The following is a 25618-nucleotide window of genomic DNA, read 5'->3' as shown; positions in this document are numbered from 1 at the left end:
GGCGCGACCACCCCGCCCGGCCCCGGTCAGCCGTACCCGGTCTCCGGGGCGCAGGCCCCGCCGCCACAGGCCTGGGGGCAGCCGCCGGCGGGCCCGGTGAGCGGGCATGGTGCGCTGGCCGGCTGGGGACAGCCGCTGCCCGGTCACGCCCCCGGCTGGGGCGCTCAGCAGGCTCGGCCGGTGCCGCCGCCCACCGACGACCAGCGTCGCCCGCCGAAGCGGGTGGAGCCGGTGGCCGGCACTCCGTTCGCCGTGGTGCACCTGGACGTGCCCCCGGTCACCTCCGGGCTGGCCGTGGGGGCGCTGGTGGCGGGGATCGCCTCGATCCTGGTCTCGCTGCTGGTGATCTGTTTCGGGGTGGCCGGCGCGAACTACGACGGCGTCTGGGCGTCCGGGGCCTTCACCGTGCTGGGCGTGCTGGCCGGGGTGGCGGCCGTCGTCGCCGGCCTGCTCGGTCACCGGCAGATCCGTCGCCCCGCCCAGCCGCCGGGCGTCCGCTTCACGGGCCGGGGGTTGGCGGTGGCCGGGGTCAGCTGCGGCGCCACCGGAGCGCTGCTCAGCCTGCTGGGTCTGGCCCTGGCACTGGCGATCGCCCTGGCGTGAGGCTGGTCACGCCTCGTCCGGAGTTCGGCCGCCCCCGCCAGGTCACGCAGCGGGTCACGGTGCGCGCCTCGGGGCCGACGGGTGGCCCGCTGGGGAAGCCGGTACACTTGTGTCCGTAGGTACCCATCACGGGCGACGGGGCAGGACGAGATCAGGCCGGCGGGTGTGAGACGTTCGCCGGGCATTCCGTTTTGACCTGGGCGGCTGTGGTAGGTACTCTTTCCCCTTGTGCCCGGGCGTGCCCGGGCAACTCGTGCGTGCGCTGGATCCGGATGACGGACGGCGGCACGACAAGCCAAGGATCCGGGGCGGGGTGACCCGCGTGCCGGTGACAGAAAACCCGATGCGTCCGTGAGAGCGTCCGTGACGGGACCGTGAGCCGGGCGACACGCCCGACCGCGGGTGCCGGGACTGCCGCAAGGTGGCCCTGGTCGGAATGTAGGAGAGCCGGTCATCAGGCCGGCTAACGAGCAGACGGCGCGGCCGCAGGACTGCGGCCGAAGGGAGCGGAGAAACCCGGTGCCCACGATCCAGCAGCTGGTCCGAAAGGGCCGCCAGGCCAAGACGACCAAGACCAAGACCCCGGCGCTGAAGGGTTCCCCTCAGCGGCGCGGCGTGTGCACCCGCGTGTACACCACCACCCCCAAGAAGCCGAACTCGGCGTTGCGCAAGGTCGCTCGTGTGAAGCTCAGCAGCCAGATCGAGGTGACCGCCTACATCCCGGGCGTCGGTCACAACCTGCAGGAGCACTCGATCGTGCTCGTTCGCGGCGGCCGGGTGAAGGACCTCCCCGGCGTGCGGTACAAGATCGTTCGCGGCTCGCTGGACACCCAGGGTGTCCGCAACCGCAAGCAGGCGCGCAGCCGTTACGGCGCGAAGAAGGAGAAGAGCTGACATGCCGCGTAAGGGACCCGCTCCGCGGCGGCCGCTGGTCGCTGACCCGGTGTACAACTCGCCGCTGGTCACCCAGCTGGTGAACAAGATCCTGCTCCGCGGCAAGCGCCAGCTCGCCGAGTCCATCGTGTACGCGGCCCTCGAGGGCTGCCGCGAGAAGTCCGGCACCGATCCGGTCGTCACCCTCAAGCGGGCGATGGACAACGTCAAGCCGACCCTCGAGGTGCGCAGCCGTCGTGTCGGTGGCGCCACCTACCAGGTTCCGGTCGAGGTGCGCCCCACCCGGGCGACCACGCTGGGCCTGCGCTGGCTGGTCACGTACTCCCGCGCCCGTCGCGAGAAGACCATGGTCGAGCGGCTGATGAACGAGCTGCTGGACGCGAGCAACGGCCTCGGTGCCGCCGTCAAGCGGCGCGAGGACACGCACAAGATGGCCGAGTCCAACAAGGCCTTCGCGCACTACCGCTGGTAACACCCTGGTTCCGGCGCCCTCGGGCGCCGGAACCGCCACCAGTTGAGTCGAGACGACGATAAGTAGGGATTGAAGTGGCCGCCGCAGACGCGCTCGCCAACGTACGCAACATCGGCATCATGGCGCACATCGATGCCGGTAAGACCACGACCACCGAGCGGATCCTGTTCTACACCGGCATCACGTACAAGATCGGTGAGGTCCACGAGGGCGCCGCCGTCATGGACTGGATGGAGCAGGAGCAGGAGCGTGGCATCACCATCACCTCCGCTGCTACCAAGTGTGAGTGGAAGGGCCACACGATCCAGATCATCGACACGCCCGGTCACGTCGACTTCACCGTCGAGGTCGAGCGGTCGCTGCGGGTGCTGGATGGTGCGGTCGCGGTCTACGACGGTGTCGCCGGCGTCGAGCCGCAGACGGAGAACGTCTGGCGGCAGGCCGACAAGTACAACGTCCCGCGGATGTGCTTCGTCAACAAGCTCGACCGGACCGGTGCCGACTTCTTCCGCTGCGTGCAGATGATGATCGACCGGCTCAACGCCACCCCGCTGGTGCTCCAGATCCCGATCGGGCTCGAGGGCGACCACATCGGCGTCGTCGACCTGATCGGCATGCGCGCCCTCACCTGGCGCGGGGAGACCCAGAAGGGTGAGGACTACGCGATCGAGGAGATCCCGGCCGAGCTGGCCGACTCCGCGGCCGAGTGGCGCGAGAAGCTGCTGGAGACCCTGGCCGACGTCGACGACTCGGTGATGGAGAAGTACCTGGAGGGCGAGGAGGTCTCCGCCGAGGAGATCAAGGCCGCCATCCGGCGCGCCACCATCGCCGGCAAGGCCAACCCGGTGCTCTGTGGCTCGGCGTTCAAGAACAAGGGCGTCCAGCCCATGCTCGACGCCGTGGTCGACTTCCTGCCGTCGCCGCTGGACGTTCCGGCGATCGAGGGCACGGCCACCGACGGCGAGACGCCGCTGCTGCGCAAGCCCTCCAAGTCGGAGCCCTTCTCCGGCCTGGCCTTCAAGATCCAGACCGACAAGCACCTTGGCAAGCTCACCTACGTCCGGGTCTACTCCGGCGTGGTCGAGACCGGCACCCAGGTGGTCAACTCCACCAAGGACCGCAAGGAGCGGATCGGCAAGATCTACCAGATGCACGCCAACAAGCGGGAAGAGCGCAGCTCGGCCCAGGCTGGCGACATCATCGCGGTGCAGGGTCTGAAGCAGACCACCACCGGTGACACGCTGTCCGACCCGGCGAACCCGGTCATCCTCGAGTCGATGACCTTCCCGGAGCCGGTCATCGAGGTCGCCATCGAGCCGAAGACCAAGGCCGACCAGGAGAAGCTCAGCACCGCCATCCAGCGGCTGGCCGAGGAGGACCCGACCTTCCGCGTCAAGCTGGACGAGGAGACCGGTCAGACGGTCATCTCCGGCATGGGCGAGCTGCACCTGGACATCCTGGTCGACCGGATGCGCCGCGAGTTCAACGTCGAGGCCAACATCGGCAAGCCGCAGGTGGCGTACCGCGAGACCATCCGCCGCAAGGTGGACAAGGTCGAGTACACCCACAAGAAGCAGACCGGTGGTTCCGGCCAGTACGCCCGCGTGATCGTGAGCGTGGAGCCGCTGCCGCTGGACAACGACTCGCCGACCTACGAGTTCGCCAACGCCGTCAGCGGTGGCCGCATCCCCCGGGAGTTCATCCCCTCGGTGGACGCGGGCGCCCAGGACGCCATGCAGTACGGCATTCTCGCCGGCTTCCCGCTGGTCGGTGTCAAGCTGACCCTGCTGGACGGCCAGTACCACGAGGTCGACTCGTCGGAAATGGCATTCAAGATCGCCGGCTCGATGGTGATGAAGGACGCGGCCCGCAAGGCCGACCCGGCGTTGCTCGAGCCGATGATGGCTGTTGAGGTCACCACTCCTGAGGAGAACATGGGTGACGTCATCGGCGACCTCAACTCCCGCCGCGGCCTGATCCAGGCGATGGAGGAGCGCAGTGGCGCCCGCATCGTCAAGGCTCTGGTGCCGTTGTCGGAGATGTTCGGCTACGTCGGCGACCTGCGGTCGAAGACCCAGGGCCGGGCTAGCTACAGCATGCAGTTCGACTCCTACGCCGAGGTTCCGGCCTCGGTGGCCAAGGAGATCATTGCCAAGGCGACGGGCGAGTAACGTCCCCGAGCAGGTGATTCGTGGTCGGTCGCGGGTGGGTTCACCCGCCCGCGGCCACCACGATCGGGTTGCGTGAGACCGGGCCTGTAGGCTTCATCGCCGCAGAACCCACAAAAGCTCTCCGGCCGTCAGGCCGGAAAGGCTGTCGACAGAGTCCTAAGCGCCGACCGGCGCGCCGGGCGTACGAACCAAGAAGTCCACAGGAGGACACCAGTGGCGAAGGCGAAGTTCGAGCGGACTAAGCCGCACGTCAACATCGGCACCATTGGTCACATCGACCACGGTAAGACGACGCTGACGGCGGCCATCACCAAGGTCCTGCACGACCAGTTCCCGGACCTGAACCCTTACACCCCGTTCGACGAGATCGACAAGGCGCCGGAGGAGAAGGCCCGCGGCATCACGATCTCGATCGCGCACGTCGAGTACCAGACCGAGGCGCGGCACTACGCGCACGTCGACTGCCCCGGCCACGCGGACTACATCAAGAACATGATCACCGGTGCCGCGCAGATGGACGGCGCGATCCTGGTGGTGGCGGCGACCGACGGCCCGATGCCGCAGACCCGCGAGCACGTGCTGCTGGCCCGTCAGGTTGGCGTGCCGTACATCGTCGTGGCGCTCAACAAGAGCGACATGGTCGATGACGAGGAGCTCCTGGAGCTCGTCGAGCTCGAGGTCCGCGAGCTGCTCTCGGCGCAGGAGTACCCGGGTGACGACCTGCCGGTCGTGCGGGTCTCGGCGCTGAAGGCCCTCGAGGGTGACCCCGAGTGGACCGGCAAGCTCCTGGACCTGATGACCGCGGTCGACACCGCGATCCCGCAGCCGGAGCGCGAGACCGAGAAGCCGTTCCTCATGCCGATCGAGGACGTCTTCACGATCACCGGTCGTGGCACGGTCGTCACCGGTCGCGCCGAGCGCGGCATCCTCAAGCCGAACGAGGAGGTGGAGCTCGTCGGTATCCGCGAGAAGTCGCAGAAGACGGTCTGCACCGGCATCGAGATGTTCCGCAAGCTGCTCGACGAGGCCCGCGCGGGCGAGAACGTCGGCCTGCTGCTGCGTGGCATCAAGCGCGAGGACGTCGAGCGCGGCATGGTGGTCGTCAAGCCGGGCACCACGACCCCGCACACGGAGTTCGAGGCGACGGTCTACATCCTCTCCAAGGAGGAGGGCGGCCGGCACACCCCGTTCTTCCAGAACTACCGTCCGCAGTTCTACTTCCGGACCACGGACGTCACCGGTGTCGTCACCCTCCCCGAGGGCACCGAGATGGTCATGCCGGGTGACAACACCACCATGGCGGTGAAGCTGATCCAGCCCATCGCCATGGAGGAGAACCTCAAGTTCGCGATCCGCGAGGGTGGCCGCACCGTCGGCGCCGGGTTCGTCACCAAGATCATCAAGTGAGCTAGGTAACCCCGATTAGACCCGCCGCCGGTCGTGCGGCATACTAGTCAGGTTGCGTAAAGACAGTTCGTCGCCTGTGTTCGGCTTTCGCTGAACCTCCGGGTGACAGGACAGTCGAGCGTGGGGTGGTTGGCGGCCTGCCGCCAACCACCCTCGCACGGCGTTCAGGTCGCGGTAATGCGATCGACGCCTTGACCCACCGCGCGGTCAGCACCGCTCTGGAGTCCCGGGGCGGAGCCCGGCCCGAGGGCGCGACACGCCCGACCGCGGGGGTCGGCGAAGTGGGCCTGTGCCAGCCGGTACAGGCGCCCGCAACACAGCGGCATCGAGAGAAGGAACAGAAGCCACCATGGCGGGACAGAAGATCCGCATCCGGCTCAAGGCCTATGACCACGAGGTCGTCGACTCCTCGGCTCGGAAGATCGTCGAGACGGTGACGCGCACCGGGGCGCAGGTCGCGGGCCCGGTGCCGCTGCCCACGGAGATCAACCGTTTCTGCGTTATCCGCTCGCCGCACAAGTACAAGGACTCGCGCGAGCACTTCGAGATGCGCACGCACAAGCGGCTGATCGACATCATCGACCCGACCCCGAAGACGGTCGACTCGCTCATGCGCCTCGACCTGCCGGCTGGCGTCGACATCGAGATCAAGCTGTAGGGACCGGACAAATGGACAGGCAAGTCAAGGGGATCCTGGGCGCCAAGCTCGGCATGACCCAGGTCTGGGACAACAACCGTGTTGTTCCCGTGACCGTGGTCGAGGCCGGCCCGTGCGTCATCAGCCAGGTTCGTAGCGCCGAGAAGGACGGTTACTCCGCGGTCCAGCTGGCCTACGGCACCATCGACCCGCGCAAGGTCAAGAAGCCGATCAGCGGGCACTACGCGAAGGCGGACGTGGCGCCGCGCCGGCACATCGTCGAGCTGCGCACCACGGACGCGGGGGAGTACTCGCTCGGCCAGGAGGTCACGGTCGAGGAGTTCCCGGTGGGCGTCACGATCGACGTCACCGGCAAGACCAAGGGCAAGGGCTACGCCGGTGTCATGAAGCGGCACGGCTTCCACGGTCTGGGCGCCGGCCACGGCGTCGAGCGCAAGCACCGCTCGCCCGGCTCCATCGGCGCCTGCGCCACTCCGGGTCGTGTCTTCAAGGGCACCCGGATGGCCGGCCGGATGGGTGGCGTGCGGTACACCGTGCAGAACCTCACCGTCCAGGCGGTCGACACCGAGAACAACCTCCTGCTCGTCCGTGGTGCCATTCCCGGCCCCAAGGGCGCGCTGGTTCTGGTCCGTACCGCGGCCAAGAGCAAGGTGAAGAAGGGCGGTGCGGCCAAGTGACCACCGTTGACGTACGCACCGTCGAAGGCAGCACCAGCGGCTCCGTCGAGCTGCCGGCTGACATCTTCGACGTGCAGGCCAACGTCGCGCTGATGCACCAGGTCGTGGTGGCCCAGCTCGCGGCGGCCCGACAGGGCACGCACAAGGCCAAGAACCGCGGCGAGGTCGCCGGTGGCGGCAAGAAGCCGTACAAGCAGAAGGGCACCGGTCGCGCCCGGCAGGGCTCGATCCGCGCGCCGCAGTTCGCCGGCGGTGGCGTGGTGCACGGTCCCGTGCCGCGCGACTACAGCCAGCGGACCCCGAAGAAGATGAAGGCCGCCGCGCTGCGGGGTGCCCTCTCCGACCGGGCCCGCGCCGGGCAGGTGCACGTCGTCGAGGCGTTCGTCTCGGGCGAGAAGCCGTCGACCAAGGCGGCCCTGGCCACGCTGACCACGCTCACCGAGGCCCGTCGGGTCCTGGTCGTGCTGAGCAGCACCGACGAGCTGAACTGGGTGTCGCTGCGCAACGAGCCGCGGGTGCACCTGATCGAGTCCGGCCAGCTCAACACGTATGACGTGCTGGTGGCCGACGACGTGGTCTTCACCAAGGACGCCCTGGACGAGTTCCTGGGCGTGCCCGCCGAGACCACCGAGGAGGGTGGCAAGTGAGCACGATCGCCGACCCGCGCGACATCATCGTGGCGCCGGTCGTCTCGGAGAAGAGCTACAGCGAGCTGAACCGGAACTGGTACACCTTCCTGGTGCACCCGGACGCGAACAAGACCGAGATCAAGATCGCTATCCAGCAGATCTTCGACGTCCGCGTCCTGACGGTCAACACGCTCAACCGCCAGGGTAAGCGCAAGCGCACCAAGACCGGCTTCGGTCAGCGCAAGGCGACCAAGCGGGCGATCGTGAAGCTGGCTGACGGTGACCGCATCGAGGCCTTCGGCGGCCCGGTCAGCTGAGGGGTGTAGACAATGGCTATCCGTAAGTACAAGCCGACGACGCCGGGCCGACGTGGCTCCAGTGTCGCCGACTTCGCCGAGATCACCCGGTCCACGCCGGAGAAGTCGCTGCTGGCTCCGCTGCCGAAGAAGGGCGGGCGTAACGCCCACGGCCGGATCACCACGCGGCACCACGGTGGCGGTCACAAGCGCCAGTACCGTCTGATCGACTTCAAGCGGGTCGACAAGGACGGCGTGCCGGCGAAGGTCGCTCACATCGAGTACGACCCGAACCGCACGGCGCGCATCGCGCTGCTGCACTACGCCGACGGCGAGAAGCGGTACATCCTCGCGCCGAAGGACATGAAGCAGGGCGACCGCGTCGAGTCCGGCCCGGGCGCCGACATCAAGCCGGGTAACAACCTGCCGCTGCGCAACATCCCGGTCGGTACCACGATCCACAACGTGGAGCTGCGTCCGGGTGGCGGGGCCAAGCTGGCCCGTTCCGCCGGCGTCGGCATCCAGCTGCTCGGCCGTGAGGGCGCGTACGCGACCCTGCGTATGCCGTCCGGCGAGATCCGGCGGGTGGACGTGCGCTGCCGCGCGAGCGTCGGCGAGATCGGCAACGCCGACCAGTCGAACATCAACTGGGGCAAGGCCGGCCGTATGCGGTGGAAGGGCAAGCGCCCGACCGTCCGTGGTGTCGCCATGAACCCGGTCGACCACCCGCACGGTGGTGGTGAGGGTAAGACCTCCGGTGGTCGCCACCCGGTCAACCCGCAGGGTAAGCCCGAGGGCCGCACCCGCCGTAAGGGCCAGCCGAGTGACCGGCTGATCGTTCGCCGCCGCTACGCCACGCGTAAGCGCGGCTGAGGGAGATAAGACATGCCTCGCAGCCTGAAGAAGGGCCCGTTCGTAGACGACCACCTGCTCAAGAAGGTGGAAGTTCAGAACGACAAGGGCTCCAAGAACGTGATCAAGACCTGGTCGCGGCGCTCGACGATCATCCCGGAGATGCTCGGGCACACGATCGCCGTGCACGACGGACGCAAGCACGTCCCGGTGTTCGTGACCGAGGCGATGGTCGGGCACAAGCTCGGCGAGTTCGCGCTGACCCGCACGTTCAAGGGTCACGAGAAGGACGACCGGAAGAGCCGTCGGCGCTGACGCCGCGGGCATACGGATAGAGGGAACAAGGGGTTACAGCGATGCCAGGAAAGGGCGACGCTCCGGTGCTTCCGGGCGCGCGGGCGGTTGCGCGGCACGTGCGCATCTCGCCGATGAAGGCGCGCCGGGTGGTCAACCTCGTCCGCGGCCTGCCCGCGAAGGAGGCTCTCACGGTGCTGCAGTTCGCGCCGCAGGCTGCGAGCGAGCAGGTGTACAAGGTGCTCGCTAGCGCGATCGCCAACGCGGAGAACAACGAGCGGCTGGACCCCGACGCGTTGCTCGTGAGCGAGGCGTTCGTGGACGAGGGCCCGACGATGAAGCGGTTCCAGCCGCGGGCCCAGGGCCGGGCGTACCGGATCCGCAAGCGCACCTGCCACATCACCGTGGCGGTCGAGGCGGTCGCGCCGGCAGCGCCGAGGAAGGCCGCGGCGAAGAAGGCCGCCCCGGCTACGCAGGCCGCACCGGCCGAAGCGCAGAGCAAGACGGAGGACGCCGAGTAATGGGTCAGAAGGTTCACCCCACTGGGTTCCGGCTCGGCATCTCGACCGACTGGAAGTCCCGCTGGTTCGCGGACAAGCTCTACAAGGACTACATCGGCGAGGATGTCAAGATCCGCCGGATGATGTCCAAGGGCCTGGAGCGCGCCGGCATCTCGAAGGTCGACATCGAGCGCACCCGCGACCGGGTCCGCGTCGACATCCACACGGCCCGGCCGGGCATCGTCATCGGCCGTAAGGGTGCGGAGGCCGACCGGATCCGCGGCGAGCTCGAGAAGCTCACCGGCAAGCAGGTGCAGCTGAACATCATCGAGGTGAAGAACCCCGAGTCGGACGCCCAGCTCGTCGCGCAGGGCGTGGCCGAGCAGCTGTCCAGCCGGGTCAGCTTCCGTCGGGCGATGCGCAAGGCCATGCAGTCCGCGATGAAGAACCCGGTCTGCAAGGGCATCCGCGTGCAGGTCTCGGGTCGTCTCGGCGGCGCCGAGATGAGCCGGACCGAGTTCTACCGCGAGGGCCGGGTTCCGCTGCACACGCTGCGGGCCAACATCGAGTACGGCTTCTTCGAGGCCCGTACCACCTTCGGCCGGATCGGCGTGAAGGTCTGGATCTACAAGGGCGACGCCGTCCCGGGCCGGGAGGCTCCGGCCGAGGCCGGTCCGTCCCGCCCGCGTCGTGGTGAGCGTGGCGACCGTCCCGAGCGTCCGCGCCGTGGCCGGTCGGGTTCGTCCGGCACGACGGCCGGCGGCACCGAGGCTGGCCGTGCTGCCGCGACCACCATCGCGCAGCAGGCCGAGACGCCGGCTGGCGAGCCGATCGACAGCTCCGCTGTCGCCGCGGCCGCCACGACTCCGGCAGAAACGCAGCAGGAGGGCTGACAGATGCTGATGCCGCGCAAGCCCCCGAAGGGCTTCCGCAAGCCGCACCACCCGGACCGCAGTGGCGCGTCCAAGGGTGGTAACCGGGTGGTGTTCGGCGAGTTCGGGATCCAGGCTCTCGAGCCGGCGTACGTGACCAACCGGCAGATCGAGTCGGCGCGTATCGCGATGACTCGCCACATCAAGCGTGGTGGCAAGGTCTGGATCACGATCTTCCCGGACCAGGCCCTCACCAAGAAGCCTGCCGAGACCCGGATGGGTTCCGGTAAGGGTTCGCCCGAGTGGTGGGTCGCCAACGTCAAGCCGGGGCGGGTTCTCTTCGAGATGTCCTTCCCCAACGAGCAGATCGCGCGAGAGGCCATGCGTCGCGCGATCCACAAGCTCCCGATGAAGTGCCGCATTGTTACGCGCGAAGTGGGTGAATCCTGATGGCAGCGGGCGTTAAGGCGACCGAGCTGCGTGAGCTCTCCGAAGAGGAGCTGGTCACGAAGCTGCGGGAGGCCAAGGCGGAGCTGTTCAACCTCCGCGTGCAGGCCGCAACCGGGCAGCTGGACAACAACCGGCGGTTGCAGGTCATCCGTCGGGAGATCGCCCGGATCTACACGATCATGCGCGAGCGCGAGCTGGGGCTCTCGGCCGCGCCGACTGAGGTGACTGCATCATGACCGAAGACACCGCCACCGCCGCCGCGCGGTCCCGCCGCAAGGTCCGTGAGGGCCTGGTGGTCAGCGACAAGATGGACAAGACCGTCGTGGTCGAGGTCGAGGACCGGGTTCGGCACGCGCTGTACGGCAAGATCATGCGCCGTACGAGCAAGCTGAAGGTGCACGACGAGCAGAACGCCGCTGGCACCGGCGACCGGGTCCTGATCATGGAGACCCGGCCGCTGAGCGCCACCAAGCGTTGGCGGATCGTGGAGATCCTGGAAAAGGCCAAGTAGCGAAGGCTCGAGCCCGGCGTTGCGTCGGGCGTAGGTTCCGCCAGGCTCCGGCCGGCCGCTACGGCGGCCGGAGAACCGGCAGACATAGGAGATAGACGTGATTCAGCAGGAGTCGCGACTGCGCGTCGCCGACAACACGGGTGCTCGGGAGATCCTGTGCATCCGGGTTCTCGGTGGCTCCGGTCGGCGCTACGCGAGCATCGGCGACGTCATCGTGGCCACGGTCAAGGACGCGATCCCGGGTGCCGGTGTGAAGAAGGGCGACGTCGTCAAGGCGGTCGTCGTTCGCACGGCCAAGGAGAGGCGTCGGCCGGACGGCTCGTACATCCGCTTCGACGAGAACGCCGCCGTCATCATCAAGGACGGCGGGGACCCGCGCGGTACCCGCATCTTCGGCCCGGTGGGCCGGGAGCTGCGGGACAAGCGGTTCATGAAGATTATTTCCCTCGCGCCGGAGGTGTTGTGACCGTGAAGGTCAAGAAGGGCGACACGGTCGTCGTCATCGCCGGCAAGGACAAGGGTGCCAAGGGCAAGGTCATTCAGGCCTACCCGCGGCAGGACAAGGTCCTGGTCGAGGGCGTGAACCGGGTCAAGAAGCACACCCGCATCAGCACCACCCAGCGTGGCGCCAAGACCGGCGGCATCGTCACTCAGGAGGCCCCGATCCACGTCTCGAACGTGCAGGTCCTGGACTCCGACGGCAAGCCGACCCGCGTCGGTTACCGGATCGACGACAACGGCCAGAAGGTCCGCATCGCGCGTAGCACCGGTAAGGACCTGTGATGACCACGGCTACCGAAAAGACCCTGCCGCGCCTCAAGGAGCGGTACCGCAACGAGATCGTGGCCCAGCTGCGTGAGCAGCACAGCTACGGCAACCCCATGCAGGTGCCGCGGCTGGTCAAGATCGTCGTCAACATGGGTGTCGGCGAGGCTGCTCGCGACGCCAAGCTGATCGACGGCGCGGTCCGCGACCTCGCCACGATCACCGGCCAGAAGCCGCAGGTGCGGCGGGCGACCAAGTCCATCGCGCAGTTCAAGCTCCGCGAGGGCATGCCGATCGGCGCGAAGGTCACCCTTCGCGGCGACCGGATGTGGGAGTTCCTGGACCGGCTGCTCTCCATCGCGCTGCCGCGTATCCGCGACTTCCGCGGTCTGGACGGGCGCAAGCTGGACGGGCACGGCAACTACACGTTCGGTCTGACCGAGCAGTCGGTGTTCCACGAGATCGACCAGGACCGGATCGATCGCCAGCGGGGCATGGACATCACGGTGGTCACGACCGCCACGACCGACGACGAGGGCCGGGCGCTGCTCAAGCTCCTGGGCTTCCCGTTCAAGGAGAACTGAGATGGCCAAGAAGGCGCTGATCATCAAGGCGGCCGCGAAGCCGAAGTTCTCGGTTCGCGCGTACACCCGCTGCCAGCGGTGCGGGCGTCCGAAGGCGGTCTACCGCAAGTTCGGGCTCTGCCGGGTCTGCATCCGGGAGATGGCTCACCGTGGTGAGCTGCCGGGCGTGTCCAAGGCTTCCTGGTAAGGGCGACCGCGTCCCGGCCGTCGGCCGGGAACTCCTGCACCGATTAGGTATTGCTCTTCGCCGTAGGCCCGGGGCTGGTGCCCCGGGAACCCCGGCGAGAAAGGCTGACGAAATCCATGACGATGACCGACCCGATCGCAGACATGCTCACGCGTCTGCGTAACGCCAACCAGGCGTACCACGATCAGGTGAAGATGCCCTACTCCAAGATCAAGGCGAACATCGCCGAGGTCCTGAAGGCCGAGGGTTACATCGCCACCTGGTCGGTCGAGGAGCCCGAGGAGGGCGCCGTCGGCAAGCGACTGGTCGTCGAGCTGAAGTACGGCCAGAACCGGGAGCGGAGCCTGGCCGGCATCAAGCGCGTGTCCAAGCCCGGCCTCCGGGTGTACGCCAAGTCGGACGGGCTCCCGCGGGTGCTCGGCGGGCTGGGCGTGGCGATCATTTCGACGTCCCAGGGGCTGCTCACCGACCGGCAGGCCCGCAAGCGGAGCGTTGGCGGGGAAGTCCTCGCCTTCGTCTGGTAACGGGAGACAGGTAGAAATGTCGCGAATTGGACGTAAGTCGATCCCGGTGCCAGCCGGCGTCGACATCACGATCGACGGGCAGACCGTCAAGGTCAAGGGCCCCAAGGGCGAGCTCCAGCACACCCTCGCCGAGCCGATCACGGTCGAGCGGGCCGAGGACGGGCAGCTGAGCGTCAACCGCCCGAACGACGAGCGCAAGGCCAAGGAACTGCACGGCCTGAGCCGTACGCTGGTCGCCAACATGATCGTCGGCGTGACCGAGGGCTACCGCAAGAGCCTGGAGATCGCCGGCACCGGTTACCGGGTCACCGCCAAGGGCGCCGACCTCGAGTTCGCGCTCGGGTTCTCGCACCCGGTGCTGGTTCCCGCGCCGGCGGGCATCACCTTCACGGTGGAGCGGCCGACCCTGTTCCACGTGGCCGGCATCGACAAGCAGCAGGTCGGTGAGGTCGCCGCCAACATCCGGAAGATCCGCCCGCCGGAGCCCTACAAGGGCAAGGGTGTCAAGTACCAGGGCGAGGTCATCCGCCGCAAGGCTGGAAAGGCAGGTAAGAAGTGACCGCCACGCTGCTCAAGCGCCGCCGCGGCGTCGCCGCCAAGCGCGCCGTCGGGCGGGCGCGTCGGCACTTCCGGGTCCGCAAGAACGTCAGCGGTACGGCCGAGCGTCCGCGCCTGGTCGTCACCCGTTCGCTGCGGCACATGGTCGCCCAGGTCGTCGACGACACCAAGGGTCACACCCTGGCGTCGGCGTCGACCCTGGACGCCTCGCTGCGCGGTGCGGAGGGCGACAAGAGCGCCCTCGCCGGCAAGGTGGGCGCCCTGCTCGCCGAGCGGGCCAAGGCCGCCGGCGTCTCCAAGGTCGTCTTCGACCGCGGTGGCAACCGGTACGCGGGGCGAGTCGCCGCGCTTGCCGACGCCGCCCGCGAAGCCGGGCTCGAGTTCTAACAACCCCGTCACGAGAGATAAGGAAGGCTGCTGATGCCAGGTCAACAGCGCCGTGGCGGCGGGTCCGGTGGCAACGAGGGTGGTCGCCGCGACAACCGCCGTGAGGGCGGCCGCGGAAACGCGCCCGTCGAGAAGACCCCGCACCTTGAGCGGGTCGTCGCGATCAACCGCGTCGCCAAGGTCGTGAAGGGTGGTCGTCGCTTCAGCTTCACCGCCCTGGTGATCGTTGGCGACGGCGACGGCACGGTCGGCGTGGGCTACGGAAAGGCCAAGGAGGTGCCCGCGGCGATCGCCAAGGGTGTCGAGGAGGCCAAGAAGCACTTCTTCAAGGTCCCGCGGATCGGCCAGTCGATCCCGCACCCGGTGACGGGTGAGGACGCCGCTGGTGTGGTGCTGCTCAAGCCGGCCTCGGCCGGTACGGGTGTCATCGCCGGTGGTCCGGTGCGCGCCGTACTGGAGTGCGCCGGTATCCACGACGTGCTCTCCAAGAGCCTCGGCTCGTCGAACCCGATCAACATCGTGCACGCCACCGTGGCGGCCCTGAAGGGGCTTGAGTCCCCCGAGCAGGTCGCGGCGCGTCGTGGCCTGCCGGTGGAGGACGTCGCGCCGGCCGCCATGCTGGCGTCGCGTGCGGGGGTGGCGCGCTGATGGCACGTCTGAAGGTCACCCAGCTCCGATCCGGCATCGGGACCAAGCAGAACCAGCGTGACTCGCTGCGTTCGCTCGGTCTCAAGCGGATCAACGACGTGGTGGTCAAGGAGGACCGGCCCGAGATCCGCGGCATGATCTTCACTGTGAACCACCTCGTGAAGGTCGAGGAGGTTGAGTAATGACGATCAAGGTGCACCACCTGCGCCCGGCGCCCGGTTCCAAGACCGCGAAGACCCGTGTGGGTCGCGGTGAGGGTTCCAAGGGCAAGACCGCTGGTCGCGGTACCAAGGGTTCCAAGGCCCGCAAGAACATCTCGGCGGCGTTCGAGGGTGGGCAGATGCCCATCCACATGCGCCTGCCGAAGATGAAGGGCTTCAAGAACAAGTTCAAGGTGGTCTTCCAGGTGGTCAACCTGGACCGGCTCGCCGAGCTGTTCCCGAACGGCGGCCAGGTTGGCCCGCTGGAGCTGGTCGAGGCTGGCGCGGTCCGCAAGGGCCACCCGGTCAAGGTCCTCGGCACCGGGGATCTCGGCGGGGTGGCACTCCAGGTGTCGGCGCACGCGTTCAGCGCGTCGGCCAAGGAGAAGATCGCCGCCGCCGGTGGCTCCGCCACCGAGCTGTAAGGAGCGTACGACCCATGGCGCCCGCCCAGTTGTGAGCAACTGGCGGGCGCCATGGTCTGCCTGGGGCGTATGCGCCCGGTAATATCGGTTTCGGTTTATGTAGCCGGGCGCATCTGCCCGGAGCGGGATAGGGCTGTTAGAGTCCCATCCCAGCCATGGATTCCGGGCACTCGCCCGGGGTCCACCCCGACCCGCCAGGGATCACCGGCGGCCCGCCTCGCGCAGGAGGAAGAAGTTGCTGTCCGCCTTTCTCAGTGCGTTCCGTACGCCTGACCTGCGCAAGAAGCTGCTGTTCACAGTAGGCATCATCGCGGTCTACCGGATGGGTGCCACGCTGCCCAGTCCGGGCGTCTCGTACGGCAACGTGCAGAAGTGCCTCGACACTCTCCAGGGTGAGACGACGGGTGTCCTGAACCTGCTCAACCTCTTCTCCGGCGGAGCGCTGCTACAGCTCTCGGTCTTCGCGCTGGGCATCATGCCCTACATCACCGCGTCGATCATCCTGCAGCTGCTGACCGTCGTGATCCCGAGGCTGGAGCAGCTCCGCAAGGAGGGCCAGGCCGGCCAGGCGAAGATCACCCAGTACACGCGCTACCTGACCCTCGGTCTCGGTGTGCTGCAGGCCTCGGCGTTCGTGGCGCTGGCCCGCTCGGGTCAGCTGTTCCAGAACCGCTGCGACCAGTTCCCGATCATCCCCACCGGCACCGGCATCCCGGACTGGCTGACCCTGACCATCCTGGTGATGACGATGACCGCCGGCACCGGCATGGTCATGTGGCTCGGCGAGCTGATCACCGACCGCGGCGTCGGCAACGGCATGTCCGTCCTGATCTTCACCTCGATCGCGGCGCGGCTGCCCAGCGAGGGCTGGCAGATCAAGACCAGCAAGGGCTGGGACATGTTCGCCCTGGTCATCGCGCTGGTCCTGGTGGTCATCACCGCGGTCACCTTCATCGAGCAGGCGCAGCGCCGGATCCCGGTGCAGTACGCCAAGCGGATGATCGGCCGGCGGATGTACGGCGGCACCTCGACCTACATCCCGCTCAAGGTCAACCAGGCGGGTGTGATCCCGGTCATCTTCGGCTCGTCGCTGCTCTACCTGCCGCAGCTGGCCCTGCAGTTCTTCGACCAGACCGACCCGGGCAAGACCCAGGCCTGGATCCAGAACAACCTGGTCAACCCGAGCAGCCCGATCTACATCGCGGTCTACTTCCTGCTGATCATCTTCTTCACGTACTTCTACGTCTCGATCACGTTCAACCCGACCGAGGTCGCGGACAACATGAAGAAGTACGGCGGTTTCGTGCCGGGTATCCGCCCGGGCAAGCCGACGGCCGACTACCTGGACTTCATTCTCAGCCGGATCACCCTGCCGGGCGCGCTCTACCTCGGCGTGATCTCGATCCTGCCGAACTTCTTCTTCATCTGGCTGGACAACCAGCAGTACCAGAACTTCCCGTTCGGCGGCACCGCTGTGCTCATCATGGTCGGCGTCGGTCTGGAGACCGTGAAGCAGATCGAGAGCCAACTCATGCAGCGGAACTACGAAGGGTTCCTGCGGTAGATGAGACTCGTTCTGGTTGGCCCGCCGGGCGCGGGCAAGGGCACACAGGCCGAGTTCGTCGCCGCCCACCTCTCGGTGCCGAAGATCTCGACCGGGGACATCTTCCGGTCGAACGTCACCCAGGGCACGCCGCTCGGCGTCGAGGCGAAGCGGTACATGGACGCCGGTGAGCTGGTTCCGGACGAGGTGACCATCAACATGGTCCGGGACCGGCTGGCCGAGCCCGACGCCAGCGAGGGGTTCCTGCTCGACGGCTTCCCGCGGACCACTCCGCAGGCCGCCGCCCTGGACAAGCTCCTCGCCGACCTGGGCACCGCTCTGGACCTGGTTCTGGAGCTGGTGGTCGACGACGACGAGGTGATCCGGCGGCTCTCCGGCCGGCGTACCTGTCGCGGCTGCGGCAAGATCTGGCACGTCGAGTTCGACGCGACCACCCGGCCGGACATCTGTGACCGGTGCGGCGCCGAGCTGTTCCAGCGCGACGACGACAAGCCGGAGACCATCGCCACCCGGCTGCGCGAGTACAGCGAGAAGACCGCTCCACTGGTCGACTACTACGGCGCCCAGGGCAAGCTGGTCGGGATCGACGCCACCGGCCCGGTGGAGGACGTCACCACCCGGGCCATCGACGCGCTGCGGTCGTACGGCGGCTGAGGTCCGGCCGGGCCACGGCGGATAGAGTGCGAACAGCGGGGTACGTCCGACGTGCCCCGCTGTTCGGCAACGAAAGGTAATCGCTCCATGCGTCGTCCCCAGCTGGACATCCAGCTGAAGACCCCTGACCAGATCGAGAAGATGCGGGCCGCCGGCCTGGTGGTTGCCGAGGCGCTGCGCCGGATGCGCGAGGCGGTGGCCCCCGGAGTGAGCACCGCCGACCTGGACGCCATCGCCGAGTCGACCATCCGCGAGGCGGGCGGCGTCCCCTCGTTCAAGGGTTACCACGGCTTTCCCGCGTCGATCTGCTCCTCCGTCAACCAGCAGGTCGTGCACGCGATCCCCTCGCCCGGGCAGGTGCTCCGGGACGGCGATCTGATCTCCATCGACTGCGGCGCGGTACTGGACGGGTGGCACGGCGACTCCGCGATCACGGTCGGGGTCGGCGAGGTCGACCCGGCGCTGCTGAAGATGGCCGAGGTGGCTGAGGACGCGATGTGGGCCGGGATCGCCGCCGCCGCGCGCGGCGCGGCCAGCGGCAAGGGGCGGCTCACCGACATCTCGCACGCGGTGGAGAGCGCGGTCCGCAAGGGCGGCCGGTACGGCATCGTCGACGGCTACGGCGGGCACGGCATCGGCACCGAGATGCACCAGGACCCGCACGTGCTCAACCACGGCCGGCCCGGCAAGGGCCCCCGGCTGGTTCCCGGCATGGCGCTGGCCATCGAGCCGATGATCACCATGGCGTCTCCGCGCACGGTCGAGATGGCCGACGGCTGGACGGTGGTCACCCGGGACGGGTCAGTGGCGGCGCACGTCGAGCACTCGATGGCGCTGCTGCCGGACGGGGTGTGGGTGCTCACCGCGTTCGACGGCGGCCGGGCCCGACTGGGCGACCTGGTCACCGCGCGGCAGCCCGCCACCTCCACCGCGCACTGACGACCTCGGTCGGGGCGCCGCCCGGCTCCGCCCGTCAGCCGGGCGGGATCGGGGCGGGACGCCACTGGCGTGACGGTGGCATGCTTGCCGGCATGGACGGGCGCGACGGGATGCGAGCCGCGGACGCGGACCGTGAGGCGGTTGCCGACCGGTTGCGGGTGGCCCTGGGCGAAGGCCGGCTGGACCTGCACGAGTACGACGAGCGGTTGCAGCGGGCCTACGCCGCGCGCACCTATGCCGAGCTTGATGCCCTGCTCACCGATCTGCCGCCGGTGACGCCCTCGCAGCGCTCGGCGCTGGCGCCGCTCACCCCACCGGCTGCCGGAGAGCTGGCCGGTGCGGTGGGTGGCCAGCCGGCTCCGGTGGCACCCGGTGGCGTCACCGCCCGCTGGCTGGCCGAGGTGTGGCTGCCGTACCTGAAGGTCATCGCCATCGTGGTGACCATCTGGGCGGTGACCTCGCTGCTCAGCCAGGATCTGCTCTACTTCTGGCCGGCCTGGGTGGCCGGGCCGTGGGGCGCGGTGCTGGCGGTCAGCACGATCACCGGGCTGGCCGGGGGAGAGCCGCGGCGGCAGGTGATCGAGCGGGAACGCCGGCGGGCGAAGCGGGACCGGCGGGGGGAGCTGCCCGCCGCCGAACCGGACGAACGGGACGACCCGCGGCCAGCCGGCTGACCTGCTGCGGCCGGCGGGGCGACCCCCGACAGACCCGACCCTCCACGGACCCGACCCCCGGTCGACCGATCTCGGCCGCCGGCCGGGCCGGGCCCGAGCCGCCCCAGCCGACCCGGAGCCGCCCCAGCCGAGCGGGCCAGACCGGGCCGGAGCCGTCCCCGCCAAGCCGGCCGGGCCGGGCGGGAGCTGTCCGGCCGGACCGGGTCGGCGGCGGCGCGCGGAGATCATCGGGGGCCGATCCGGGGTGCTGGCGCCCGACACGGTGGCGTGGTGGGTGGCCGGTTTGGCGACCGCCCGCAGGCCGGCGTACACTTTCTGTTCGGCGCACAGCGTCCACTCCGGCATGCCCACCCTGCGCTTCGGTGGGTGCTGGAGCCGCGGCTGGCGCGGGCTTTCTGATCTTGGTCAGTTACCCGTGTAAGACGTTGTGGGTCGCCCGGAGCAATCGACGTCAGGACAGCGGAGGACATGCCGAAAAAAGACGGAGCCATTGAGATCGAGGGTCGGGTCATCGAGCCCCTGCCGAACGCCATGTTCCGGGTGGAGCTCGCGAACGGCCACAAGGTGTTGGCTCACATCAGCGGCAAGATGCGGCAGCACTACATCCGCATCCTTCCGGAGGACCGGGTCGTCGTCGAACTCTCGCCGTACGACCTGACCCGCGGGCGCATCGTCTACCGCTACAAGTAGTCCTGACGGCGGCCGGGAAGTCCCGTGTCCGTCTTCGACGTCCGGTCTCGCGCTGCGCGCGTCCCCGGGCCAGATGGGAAGTAAGGCAACCGTGAAGGTCAAGCCGAGCGTCAAGAGGATCTGCAACAAGTGCCGGGTTATCCGCCGGCACGGCCGGGTCATGGTCATCTGCAGCGACCCGCGCCACAAGCAGCGCCAGGGCTGACTCAGCCCGTCCGGCCGGAACACGGCCGGGTGGTGTTGGTCCGGGGCAGATCCCCAGCGACACACACATCACACATGCTCGTCCCAGCCGCGAGCGGTACGCGAGACGTACTCCTTCGTGGCTGACCCCCGGTCGGAGGCCGGGGCCCGCTCGGGCAGCGACCGATCCCGGTCGCCGGCGCTGACAGCGTCGGAAAGACGGGACGGCCGGTAGCGGGGTGGGACGGGTCCACACCTCCGCCACACAACACGAGGAGTACGCCCGCACATGGCACGTCTAGTCGGCGTGGATCTCCCCCGCGAAAAGCGGATGGAGATCGCGCTCACCTACATCTTCGGGCTCGGTCGCACCCGCGCCATGGAGACACTCGCCGCCACCGGCATCTCGCCGGACAAGCGCGCTCGGGACCTCACGGACGAGGAGCTCGTGCAGCTCCGCGACCACATCGAGGGCAACTACAAGGTTGAAGGCGACCTGCGCCGCGAGGTCGCCGCTGACATCCGCCGCAAGGTTGAGATCGGCTGCTACGCCGGCATCCGGCACCGCCGGGGTCTGCCCGTGCGTGGCCAGCGGACCAAGACCAACGCACGGACCCGGAAGGGCCCGAAGCGGACCGTCGCCGGCAAGAAGAAGCCCGGCAAGAAGTAATTCTTAAACCGGAATTCTGGTCGCTCTCCGCCGAGGTAGGCCGGGCTCCAACCGGAACCGGTGACTACGTAATCAACGGGCGCGACAAGCCAGAACCCATTCAGGAGCGCACAGACTTATGCCACCGAAGGCTCGTGCCGGAGCCGCTGTCAAGAAGGTCCGGCGCAAGGAACGCAAGAACGTCGCCCACGGGCAGGCGCACATCAAGAGCACCTTCAACAACACCATCGTGTCCATCACGGACCCGACCGGTGCGGTCATCTCCTGGGCCTCCGCGGGCCAGGTGGGCTTCAAGGGCTCCCGCAAGTCGACTCCGTTCGCCGCGCAGCTGGCCGCCGAGGCCGCCGCGCGTCGGGCCATGGAGCACGGCATGCGCAAGGTCGACGTGTTCGTCAAGGGCCCCGGCTCCGGCCGGGAGACCGCGATCCGTTCGCTGCAGGCCGTCGGGCTGGAGGTCGGCCAGATCGCCGACGTCACCCCGCAGCCGCACAACGGATGCCGTCCGCCTAAGCGTCGTCGGGTCTGAGAGGTAGAGAGAGATGGCTCGTTACACCGGTGCTGACTGCCGCCGTTGCCGGCGGGAGAAGATGAAGCTGTTCCTCAAGGGCAGCAAGTGCGATGGTCCGAAGTGCCCGTTCGAGTCCCGGCCGTTCCCGCCCGGGCAGCACGGCCGCGGCCGCACCAAGGAGACGGAGTACCTGCTCCAGCTCCGTGAGAAGCAGAAGGCCCGCCGTGTCTACGGCGTGCTGGAGAAGCAGTTCCGCGGTTACTACGAGGAAGCCGTTGGCAAGCAGGCCAAGACCGGTGAGGTCCTCCTGCAGATCCTCGAGTCGCGGCTGGACAACGTCGTTTACCGGGCCGGCTACGCCCACTCGCGGGACATGGCCCGCCAGCTGGTCAAGCACGGTCACTTCACGGTGAACGGCAAGAAGGTCGACATCCCGTCGTACCGCGTCAAGGAGCACGACATCATCGAGGTTCGGGGCAAGAGCAAGGAGCTCACCCCGTTCATCGTTGCGCAGGCTCAGGCCGGTTCGCGGGCTGTGCCGGCCTGGCTCGAGGCCATCCCCAGCCAGATGAAGATCCTGGTGCACTCCCTCCCGGCCCGGCAGGTCATCGACACGCAGGTCCAGGAGCAGCTGATCGTCGAGCTCTACTCCAAGTAGTCAGAGCTCGTTGCGGTGGCCCGCCCCTCGGGGCGGGCCACCGGAACAGTTTGTGTCGTGGGCGTCAAATAGCGGGCGCCCCGGAAGAGAAGAGACAACATGCTCATCAGCCAGCGACCCTCCCTCTCCGAGGAGTCGATCAGCGAGACCCGTTCCCGGTTCGCCATCGAGCCGCTGGAGCCGGGCTTCGGCTACACCCTGGGCAACTCGCTGCGGCGCACGCTGCTGTCGTCGATCCCGGGCGCGGCGGTGACGTCGATCAAGATCGACGGCGTGCTGCACGAGTTCACCACGATCCCCGGTGTCAAGGAGGACGTGGTCGAGCTCGTCATGAACATCAAGGAGCTCACGGTCAGCTCCGAGCACGACGAGCCGGTCAGCATGTACCTGCGCAAGCAGGGCCCGGGCGACGTGACCGCGGGTGACATCCAGCCCCCGGCCGGCGTCTCGGTGCACAACCCGGATCTCAAGCTCGCCACCCTCAACGGCAAGGGCCGGCTCGACATGGAGCTGACCGTCGAGCGGGGTCGGGGCTACGTCACGGCGGCGCAGAACAAGCAGTCCGGCGCCGAGATCGGCCGGATCCCGGTCGACTCGATCTACTCGCCGGTGCTGAAGGTGACCTACCGCGTCGAGGCGACCCGTGTCGAGCAGCGCACCGACTTCGACCGGCTGATCATCGACGTCGAGACCAAGCCGTCGATGGGCCCGCGCACCGCGCTGGCCTCCGCCGGCTCGACGCTGGTGGAGCTGTTCGGTCTGGCTCGGGAGCTGGACGAGACCGCCGAGGGCATCGACATCGGGCCGTCCCCGCAGGACGCTCAGCTGGCGGCGGACCTCGCCCTGCCGATCGAGGAGCTGGACCTCACCGTCCGCTCCTACAACTGCCTCAAGCGCGAGGGCATCAACACCGTTGGTGAGCTCATCGGGCGTACCGAGGCCGACCTCCTCGACATCCGCAACTTCGGTCAGAAGTCGATCGACGAGGTCAAGATGAAGCTCGCCGGGATGGGTCTCGGGCTGAAGGACTCGGCTCCGAACTTCGACCCGGCGCACGTCGTGGACACCTTCGGCGAGGCCGACTACGACACCGACGACTACCGCGAGACCGAGCAGCTCTAGTCCGCGCTGCCGCCACAACTGAGGAGCACCAAGCATGCCCACGCCCACCAAGGGCCCCCGCCTCGGCGGCAGCCCCGCGCACGAGCGGCTGATGCTGGCCAACCTGGCCACCGCGCTGTTCCAGCACGGCAAGATCAAGACCACCGAGACGAAGGCCCGGCGGCTGCGTCCGCTGGCCGAGCAGCTCATCACCAAGGCCAAGCGCGGTGACCTGGCCGCGCGGCGGCGGGTGCTGGGCGTCGTCAAGGACAAGGACGTGGTCTACGCCCTGTTCGACCAGATCGCGCCCCGGTACGCCAACCGCCCCGGCGGCTACACCCGGATCGTGAAGACCGGTCCGCGCAAGGGTGACAACGCGCCGATGGTGGTCATCGAGCTGGTGGAGGAGCTTCAGGTCGCCGAGCCGAAGGCGAACAAGAAGACCGCCGCCCGCAAGGCCGCGCAGCAGGACAAGGTCGAGGCGCTCGCCCCCGAGGAGGAGACCCCGCGGTCGGAGAACTCCGACCAGGACGCGGAGCCGCCGGTCTCGGCGTCCGGCGACACCGCCGAGGCGCGCGAGGACAGCGACCTCGCCACCGAGGAGAACAAGGCCTGATCTCGGGCATCGTTCGGGCCCGGCACCCCTCACGGGGTGTCGGGCCCGACCCGTAACTGGAGGTACGAGGTGGACGAGCGGATCCGGCTGCGGCTGGACGTCTCGTACGACGGCACGGGCTTCTCCGGCTGGGCCGCCCAACCGACCCGGCGCACCGTCGCCGGGGTGCTCGTCGAGACCCTGGACCTGGTCCTCGGCGCGGGCACGGCCACCGGGTTGACCGTCGCCGGGCGGACCGACGCGGGGGTGCACGCCACCGGGCAGGTCTGCCACCTGGACCTCCCCGCCGAGGTGTGGCGGCAGCACGGGGACCGGCTGCTGCGCCGGCTGGCCCGGTTGCTCCCCACCGACGTCCGGGTGCGGGCGATGACCGAGGTGCCGGCCGACTTCGACGCCCGGTTCTCGGCCACCTTCCGACGGTACGAGTACCGGGTCACCGACGCCCGGTACGGCGTGGAGCCGCTGCGCCGGCACGAGGTGCTGGCCTGGCCGAAGCCGCTGGACCTGGCGGCGCTGAACGCCGCGGCGGCCGGCCTCGTCGGGGAGCACGACTTCGCCGCGTACTGCCGGCGCAAGGAGAACGCCACCACGCTGCGCGAGGTGACCCGGCTGGACTGGCGCCGCGACACCGACGGCATCCTCGTCGCCACGGTGCAGGCGGACGCGTTCTGCCAGGCGATGGTGCGCAGCCTGGTGGGTGCGATGCTGGTGGCCGGGGACGGCCGCCGCCCGGTGGAGTGGCCGGGCAGCCTGCTCGCCCGCCGGGAGCGGTCCAGCGAGGTGACCGTGGCCCCGGCGCACGGGCTGACCCTGGTCGAGGTCGGCTATCCGGCCGACCCGGCCGAGTACGCCCGCCGCGCCGACCTCACCCGCCGGCTGCGGGTCCCCGTCGAGGGCTGACCGCGCCGAACGCAGGCGCTGACCCCGCCGGACGCGAGGCCGGGTGGGCTCAGTCGCCCGGCAGCTCTCCGTCGCCGGTGCTGCCGCCCTGGGTGCCGCTGGTCTCCGTGGGCGCCGCCGTCGGTTGCCCGGCGGTGCCGCCGTCGACCCGCCGTTGCAGTACGCCCCGGCTCAGGTGCAGCTCGATCATGTCGAACAGGATCTCCCGGATCGTGGTGTCGCCGGACTTGACCGCGACACCGTCCGTGCGGACCACCAGCGCGTACGCCAGGTAGTGCCCCCGGACCTGCCAACCCACCCGGGCCGGGGCGGTGGCCACCACCTCGGTGCCGTCGCCGTCGTTGCCCACCAGGCCGCGGAACCGGCCCTGCCGCTCGTCGAGCAGTTGCCGGATCCGGTCCCGGGCACGTTCCGCGCTGACCTTGTCGGTGAGGTTGAACAGCCCGGTGGTGACCAGGTGGTCGCCGCCCGGCGCCCGCAGCGTGGCCCGGACGACCTGGTTGCAGCCGAGCCGGACCAGCAGGTCGGCCACCTCGCCGGTGGCGGCGACGGCGCAACTGCCGCTGGACTGCGTCTTGAGGACCTGGTAGCCCGGCTGGCCGTCGGTGACCTTCAGCTCCTTGCCGGGGAAGAGTTCCTTGGCGGTGAGCGGGGCCTGGTCGGTGTCGCGGGAGTCGAGGTCCTGCCGGTCCGCCGGGGCGGACGGGGCGGCGTTGGGTTGGAAGGTCGGCGTGACCTGCGGCTGTGGGTCGCGATCGACCAGGAGCGCGGCCGCGCCCAGGCCGCAGAGCGCGAGGAGGACCAGGACGGCCGCGCCGCCGATCAGCACCTGCCAGAGGCGGCCGCCGCCGCGCCGGGTGGGCGCCTCGACCGGCTCGGCCGAGGTGTAGACCTGCT

Annotated in this window: 39 protein-coding genes; 38 read left to right on the top strand and 1 reads right to left on the bottom strand. The window is 68.9% G+C overall.

Annotation, left to right across the window (positions count from 1 at the left end; all coding sequences use genetic code 11):
* The first annotated feature begins 222 nt into the window (after nt 1-222).
* The 38 genes from DKT68_RS10330 (at nt 223) to truA (ending at nt 24721) form a co-directional block, all read left to right on the top strand.
* The gene (locus DKT68_RS10330) at nt 223-603 is read left to right on the top strand and encodes a hypothetical protein (RefSeq protein ID WP_109817190.1); all 381 of its coding nucleotides are present in this window, start codon (nt 223-225) and stop codon (nt 601-603) included.
* 519 nt (nt 604-1122) lie between these two features.
* Nucleotides 1123-1497 carry a 30S ribosomal protein S12 gene (gene rpsL, locus DKT68_RS10325; RefSeq protein WP_007465318.1) on the top strand — a complete coding sequence of 125 codons (375 nt, stop codon included), beginning with the start codon at nt 1123-1125 and terminating at the stop codon, nt 1495-1497.
* A 1-nt stretch (nt 1498) separates the two neighbouring features.
* A complete protein-coding gene (rpsG, locus tag DKT68_RS10320; protein WP_007465317.1) occupies nt 1499-1969 on the top strand; it encodes a 30S ribosomal protein S7 in 471 nt (156 codons plus the stop codon).
* Between the two features lie 74 nt (nt 1970-2043).
* Complete coding sequence (gene fusA / locus DKT68_RS10315) at nt 2044-4140, top strand: elongation factor G (RefSeq protein WP_109817188.1); 2097 nt, start codon at nt 2044-2046, stop codon at nt 4138-4140.
* A gap of 213 nt (nt 4141-4353) precedes the next feature.
* Nucleotides 4354-5547, top strand: coding sequence for an elongation factor Tu (tuf, locus tag DKT68_RS10310; RefSeq protein WP_109817187.1), 1194 nt, complete (start codon nt 4354-4356; stop codon nt 5545-5547).
* Between the two features lie 349 nt (nt 5548-5896).
* On the top strand, nt 5897-6205 hold the full coding sequence (rpsJ, locus tag DKT68_RS10305) for a 30S ribosomal protein S10 (protein ID WP_007073037.1): 309 nt from the start codon (nt 5897-5899) through the stop codon (nt 6203-6205).
* A gap of 11 nt (nt 6206-6216) precedes the next feature.
* A complete protein-coding gene (gene rplC, locus DKT68_RS10300; RefSeq protein ID WP_109817186.1) occupies nt 6217-6882 on the top strand; it encodes a 50S ribosomal protein L3 in 666 nt (221 codons plus the stop codon).
* Complete coding sequence (gene rplD / locus DKT68_RS10295; protein WP_109817185.1) at nt 6879-7529, top strand: 50S ribosomal protein L4; 651 nt, start codon at nt 6879-6881, stop codon at nt 7527-7529. Before rplC ends, rplD begins: the two co-directional genes overlap by 4 nt.
* Nucleotides 7526-7828 carry a 50S ribosomal protein L23 gene (gene rplW, locus DKT68_RS10290; protein ID WP_088998352.1) on the top strand — a complete coding sequence of 101 codons (303 nt, stop codon included), beginning with the start codon at nt 7526-7528 and terminating at the stop codon, nt 7826-7828. The genes rplD and rplW overlap by 4 nt, the downstream gene beginning before the upstream one ends.
* A 12-nt stretch (nt 7829-7840) precedes the next feature.
* Nucleotides 7841-8680 carry a 50S ribosomal protein L2 gene (gene rplB / locus DKT68_RS10285; RefSeq protein WP_053653944.1) on the top strand — a complete coding sequence of 280 codons (840 nt, stop codon included), beginning with the start codon at nt 7841-7843 and terminating at the stop codon, nt 8678-8680.
* Nucleotides 8681-8692: 12 nt separating this feature from the next.
* Nucleotides 8693-8974, top strand: a complete 282-nt coding sequence (gene rpsS / locus DKT68_RS10280) for a 30S ribosomal protein S19 (RefSeq protein WP_007465299.1) — start codon at nt 8693-8695, stop codon at nt 8972-8974.
* A 41-nt stretch (nt 8975-9015) separates the two neighbouring features.
* The gene (gene rplV, locus DKT68_RS10275) at nt 9016-9474 is read left to right on the top strand and encodes a 50S ribosomal protein L22 (protein ID WP_089018943.1); all 459 of its coding nucleotides are present in this window, start codon (nt 9016-9018) and stop codon (nt 9472-9474) included.
* Nucleotides 9474-10346, top strand: coding sequence for a 30S ribosomal protein S3 (gene rpsC, locus DKT68_RS10270; protein WP_109817184.1), 873 nt, complete (start codon nt 9474-9476; stop codon nt 10344-10346). Before rplV ends, rpsC begins: the two co-directional genes overlap by 1 nt.
* A 3-nt stretch (nt 10347-10349) precedes the next feature.
* Nucleotides 10350-10775 carry a 50S ribosomal protein L16 gene (gene rplP / locus DKT68_RS10265; protein ID WP_007465292.1) on the top strand — a complete coding sequence of 142 codons (426 nt, stop codon included), beginning with the start codon at nt 10350-10352 and terminating at the stop codon, nt 10773-10775.
* Nucleotides 10775-11011 carry a 50S ribosomal protein L29 gene (gene rpmC / locus DKT68_RS10260; protein ID WP_007465283.1) on the top strand — a complete coding sequence of 79 codons (237 nt, stop codon included), beginning with the start codon at nt 10775-10777 and terminating at the stop codon, nt 11009-11011. The genes rplP and rpmC overlap by 1 nt, the downstream gene beginning before the upstream one ends.
* Complete coding sequence (gene rpsQ / locus DKT68_RS10255) at nt 11008-11286, top strand: 30S ribosomal protein S17 (RefSeq protein WP_109817183.1); 279 nt, start codon at nt 11008-11010, stop codon at nt 11284-11286. The genes rpmC and rpsQ overlap by 4 nt, the downstream gene beginning before the upstream one ends.
* 97 nt (nt 11287-11383) lie before the next feature.
* The gene (gene rplN / locus DKT68_RS10250) at nt 11384-11752 is read left to right on the top strand and encodes a 50S ribosomal protein L14 (protein ID WP_007465279.1); all 369 of its coding nucleotides are present in this window, start codon (nt 11384-11386) and stop codon (nt 11750-11752) included.
* Entirely contained in the window at nt 11749-12069 is a 321-nt protein-coding gene (rplX, locus tag DKT68_RS10245; protein ID WP_172899047.1) for a 50S ribosomal protein L24, read from the top strand. Before rplN ends, rplX begins: the two co-directional genes overlap by 4 nt.
* Complete coding sequence (gene rplE, locus DKT68_RS10240; protein ID WP_109817182.1) at nt 12069-12635, top strand: 50S ribosomal protein L5; 567 nt, start codon at nt 12069-12071, stop codon at nt 12633-12635. Before rplX ends, rplE begins: the two co-directional genes overlap by 1 nt.
* Before the next feature lies 1 nt (nt 12636).
* Nucleotides 12637-12822 (top strand): type Z 30S ribosomal protein S14, encoded by a 186-nt coding sequence (locus tag DKT68_RS10235; RefSeq protein ID WP_007465272.1) that lies wholly within the window; start codon nt 12637-12639, stop codon nt 12820-12822.
* Nucleotides 12823-12938: 116 nt separating this feature from the next.
* Entirely contained in the window at nt 12939-13346 is a 408-nt protein-coding gene (gene rpsH / locus DKT68_RS10230; protein ID WP_007465270.1) for a 30S ribosomal protein S8, read from the top strand.
* A 16-nt stretch (nt 13347-13362) separates the two neighbouring features.
* Nucleotides 13363-13905 carry a 50S ribosomal protein L6 gene (gene rplF, locus DKT68_RS10225; RefSeq protein ID WP_109817181.1) on the top strand — a complete coding sequence of 181 codons (543 nt, stop codon included), beginning with the start codon at nt 13363-13365 and terminating at the stop codon, nt 13903-13905.
* A complete protein-coding gene (gene rplR / locus DKT68_RS10220) occupies nt 13902-14291 on the top strand; it encodes a 50S ribosomal protein L18 (protein ID WP_109817180.1) in 390 nt (129 codons plus the stop codon). The genes rplF and rplR overlap by 4 nt, the downstream gene beginning before the upstream one ends.
* Nucleotides 14292-14324: 33 nt before the next feature.
* Complete coding sequence (gene rpsE, locus DKT68_RS10215; RefSeq protein WP_007465263.1) at nt 14325-14939, top strand: 30S ribosomal protein S5; 615 nt, start codon at nt 14325-14327, stop codon at nt 14937-14939.
* Nucleotides 14939-15121, top strand: a complete 183-nt coding sequence (gene rpmD / locus DKT68_RS10210) for a 50S ribosomal protein L30 (RefSeq protein WP_030329904.1) — start codon at nt 14939-14941, stop codon at nt 15119-15121. Before rpsE ends, rpmD begins: the two co-directional genes overlap by 1 nt.
* On the top strand, nt 15121-15564 hold the full coding sequence (rplO, locus tag DKT68_RS10205; RefSeq protein WP_053653930.1) for a 50S ribosomal protein L15: 444 nt from the start codon (nt 15121-15123) through the stop codon (nt 15562-15564). Before rpmD ends, rplO begins: the two co-directional genes overlap by 1 nt.
* Nucleotides 15565-15799: 235 nt before the next feature.
* Entirely contained in the window at nt 15800-17128 is a 1329-nt protein-coding gene (gene secY / locus DKT68_RS10200) for a preprotein translocase subunit SecY (RefSeq protein WP_109817179.1), read from the top strand.
* Entirely contained in the window at nt 17129-17782 is a 654-nt protein-coding gene (locus DKT68_RS10195) for an adenylate kinase (RefSeq protein ID WP_109817178.1), read from the top strand.
* Nucleotides 17783-17869: 87 nt separating this feature from the next.
* The gene (gene map, locus DKT68_RS10190; RefSeq protein WP_109817177.1) at nt 17870-18721 is read left to right on the top strand and encodes a type I methionyl aminopeptidase; all 852 of its coding nucleotides are present in this window, start codon (nt 17870-17872) and stop codon (nt 18719-18721) included.
* Between the two features lie 92 nt (nt 18722-18813).
* A complete protein-coding gene (locus DKT68_RS10185; RefSeq protein ID WP_236646816.1) occupies nt 18814-19395 on the top strand; it encodes a DUF1707 SHOCT-like domain-containing protein in 582 nt (193 codons plus the stop codon).
* Between the two features lie 468 nt (nt 19396-19863).
* A complete protein-coding gene (infA, locus tag DKT68_RS10180; protein WP_007073013.1) occupies nt 19864-20085 on the top strand; it encodes a translation initiation factor IF-1 in 222 nt (73 codons plus the stop codon).
* A gap of 91 nt (nt 20086-20176) precedes the next feature.
* Complete coding sequence (gene rpmJ, locus DKT68_RS10175; RefSeq protein ID WP_043965539.1) at nt 20177-20290, top strand: 50S ribosomal protein L36; 114 nt, start codon at nt 20177-20179, stop codon at nt 20288-20290.
* Between the two features lie 267 nt (nt 20291-20557).
* Nucleotides 20558-20938: a 30S ribosomal protein S13 gene (gene rpsM / locus DKT68_RS10170; protein WP_109817176.1), complete on the top strand. Its 381-nt coding sequence runs from the start codon at nt 20558-20560 to the stop codon at nt 20936-20938.
* Nucleotides 20939-21056: 118 nt separating this feature from the next.
* Nucleotides 21057-21464, top strand: coding sequence for a 30S ribosomal protein S11 (rpsK, locus tag DKT68_RS10165; protein ID WP_030329919.1), 408 nt, complete (start codon nt 21057-21059; stop codon nt 21462-21464).
* Between the two features lie 13 nt (nt 21465-21477).
* Complete coding sequence (gene rpsD / locus DKT68_RS10160; protein WP_089018952.1) at nt 21478-22104, top strand: 30S ribosomal protein S4; 627 nt, start codon at nt 21478-21480, stop codon at nt 22102-22104.
* Nucleotides 22105-22203: 99 nt separating this feature from the next.
* The gene (locus DKT68_RS10155) at nt 22204-23226 is read left to right on the top strand and encodes a DNA-directed RNA polymerase subunit alpha (protein ID WP_074314574.1); all 1023 of its coding nucleotides are present in this window, start codon (nt 22204-22206) and stop codon (nt 23224-23226) included.
* 34 nt (nt 23227-23260) lie between these two features.
* Nucleotides 23261-23821, top strand: a complete 561-nt coding sequence (gene rplQ, locus DKT68_RS10150; RefSeq protein WP_109817175.1) for a 50S ribosomal protein L17 — start codon at nt 23261-23263, stop codon at nt 23819-23821.
* 69 nt (nt 23822-23890) lie between these two features.
* On the top strand, nt 23891-24721 hold the full coding sequence (truA, locus tag DKT68_RS10145) for a tRNA pseudouridine(38-40) synthase TruA (protein ID WP_109817174.1): 831 nt from the start codon (nt 23891-23893) through the stop codon (nt 24719-24721).
* Nucleotides 24722-24770: 49 nt separating this feature from the next.
* Here the strand turns inward: truA and DKT68_RS10140 are convergent.
* A partial coding sequence (locus DKT68_RS10140) for a hypothetical protein (protein ID WP_109817173.1) occupies nt 24771-25618 on the bottom strand: 848 nt, incomplete at its 5' end.

The sequence above is a fragment of the Micromonospora acroterricola genome (genome assembly GCF_003172955.1).
Lineage (GTDB): Bacteria > Actinomycetota > Actinomycetes > Mycobacteriales > Micromonosporaceae > Micromonospora > Micromonospora acroterricola.
Note: the sequence above shows the minus strand (reverse complement) of the source record. Positions and strands in the feature narration are given on the sequence as shown.

Coding starts and splice junctions, on each gene's coding strand:
- DKT68_RS10185 (WP_236646816.1), top strand. CDS start 18,814: ATGGACGGGCGCGACGGGATGCGAGCCGCGGACGCGGACCGTGAGGCG.
- rplQ (WP_109817175.1), top strand. CDS start 23,261: ATGCCCACGCCCACCAAGGGCCCCCGCCTCGGCGGCAGCCCCGCGCAC.
- rplP (WP_007465292.1), top strand. CDS start 10,350: ATGCTGATGCCGCGCAAGCCCCCGAAGGGCTTCCGCAAGCCGCACCAC.
- rpsM (WP_109817176.1), top strand. CDS start 20,558: ATGGCACGTCTAGTCGGCGTGGATCTCCCCCGCGAAAAGCGGATGGAG.
- DKT68_RS10195 (WP_109817178.1), top strand. CDS start 17,129: ATGAGACTCGTTCTGGTTGGCCCGCCGGGCGCGGGCAAGGGCACACAG.
- rpsC (WP_109817184.1), top strand. CDS start 9,474: ATGGGTCAGAAGGTTCACCCCACTGGGTTCCGGCTCGGCATCTCGACC.
- rplE (WP_109817182.1), top strand. CDS start 12,069: ATGACCACGGCTACCGAAAAGACCCTGCCGCGCCTCAAGGAGCGGTAC.
- rplC (WP_109817186.1), top strand. CDS start 6,217: ATGGACAGGCAAGTCAAGGGGATCCTGGGCGCCAAGCTCGGCATGACC.
- map (WP_109817177.1), top strand. CDS start 17,870: ATGCGTCGTCCCCAGCTGGACATCCAGCTGAAGACCCCTGACCAGATC.
- DKT68_RS10235 (WP_007465272.1), top strand. CDS start 12,637: ATGGCCAAGAAGGCGCTGATCATCAAGGCGGCCGCGAAGCCGAAGTTC.
- rpsG (WP_007465317.1), top strand. CDS start 1,499: ATGCCGCGTAAGGGACCCGCTCCGCGGCGGCCGCTGGTCGCTGACCCG.
- rpmC (WP_007465283.1), top strand. CDS start 10,775: ATGGCAGCGGGCGTTAAGGCGACCGAGCTGCGTGAGCTCTCCGAAGAG.
- rpsD (WP_089018952.1), top strand. CDS start 21,478: ATGGCTCGTTACACCGGTGCTGACTGCCGCCGTTGCCGGCGGGAGAAG.
- rpsH (WP_007465270.1), top strand. CDS start 12,939: ATGACGATGACCGACCCGATCGCAGACATGCTCACGCGTCTGCGTAAC.
- infA (WP_007073013.1), top strand. CDS start 19,864: ATGCCGAAAAAAGACGGAGCCATTGAGATCGAGGGTCGGGTCATCGAG.
- rpsS (WP_007465299.1), top strand. CDS start 8,693: ATGCCTCGCAGCCTGAAGAAGGGCCCGTTCGTAGACGACCACCTGCTC.
- rpsE (WP_007465263.1), top strand. CDS start 14,325: ATGCCAGGTCAACAGCGCCGTGGCGGCGGGTCCGGTGGCAACGAGGGT.
- rplV (WP_089018943.1), top strand. CDS start 9,016: ATGCCAGGAAAGGGCGACGCTCCGGTGCTTCCGGGCGCGCGGGCGGTT.
- rpsK (WP_030329919.1), top strand. CDS start 21,057: ATGCCACCGAAGGCTCGTGCCGGAGCCGCTGTCAAGAAGGTCCGGCGC.
- rpmD (WP_030329904.1), top strand. CDS start 14,939: ATGGCACGTCTGAAGGTCACCCAGCTCCGATCCGGCATCGGGACCAAG.
- DKT68_RS10155 (WP_074314574.1), top strand. CDS start 22,204: ATGCTCATCAGCCAGCGACCCTCCCTCTCCGAGGAGTCGATCAGCGAG.
- rpsJ (WP_007073037.1), top strand. CDS start 5,897: ATGGCGGGACAGAAGATCCGCATCCGGCTCAAGGCCTATGACCACGAG.
- rplO (WP_053653930.1), top strand. CDS start 15,121: ATGACGATCAAGGTGCACCACCTGCGCCCGGCGCCCGGTTCCAAGACC.
- rplF (WP_109817181.1), top strand. CDS start 13,363: ATGTCGCGAATTGGACGTAAGTCGATCCCGGTGCCAGCCGGCGTCGAC.
- rpsQ (WP_109817183.1), top strand. CDS start 11,008: ATGACCGAAGACACCGCCACCGCCGCCGCGCGGTCCCGCCGCAAGGTC.
- rplB (WP_053653944.1), top strand. CDS start 7,841: ATGGCTATCCGTAAGTACAAGCCGACGACGCCGGGCCGACGTGGCTCC.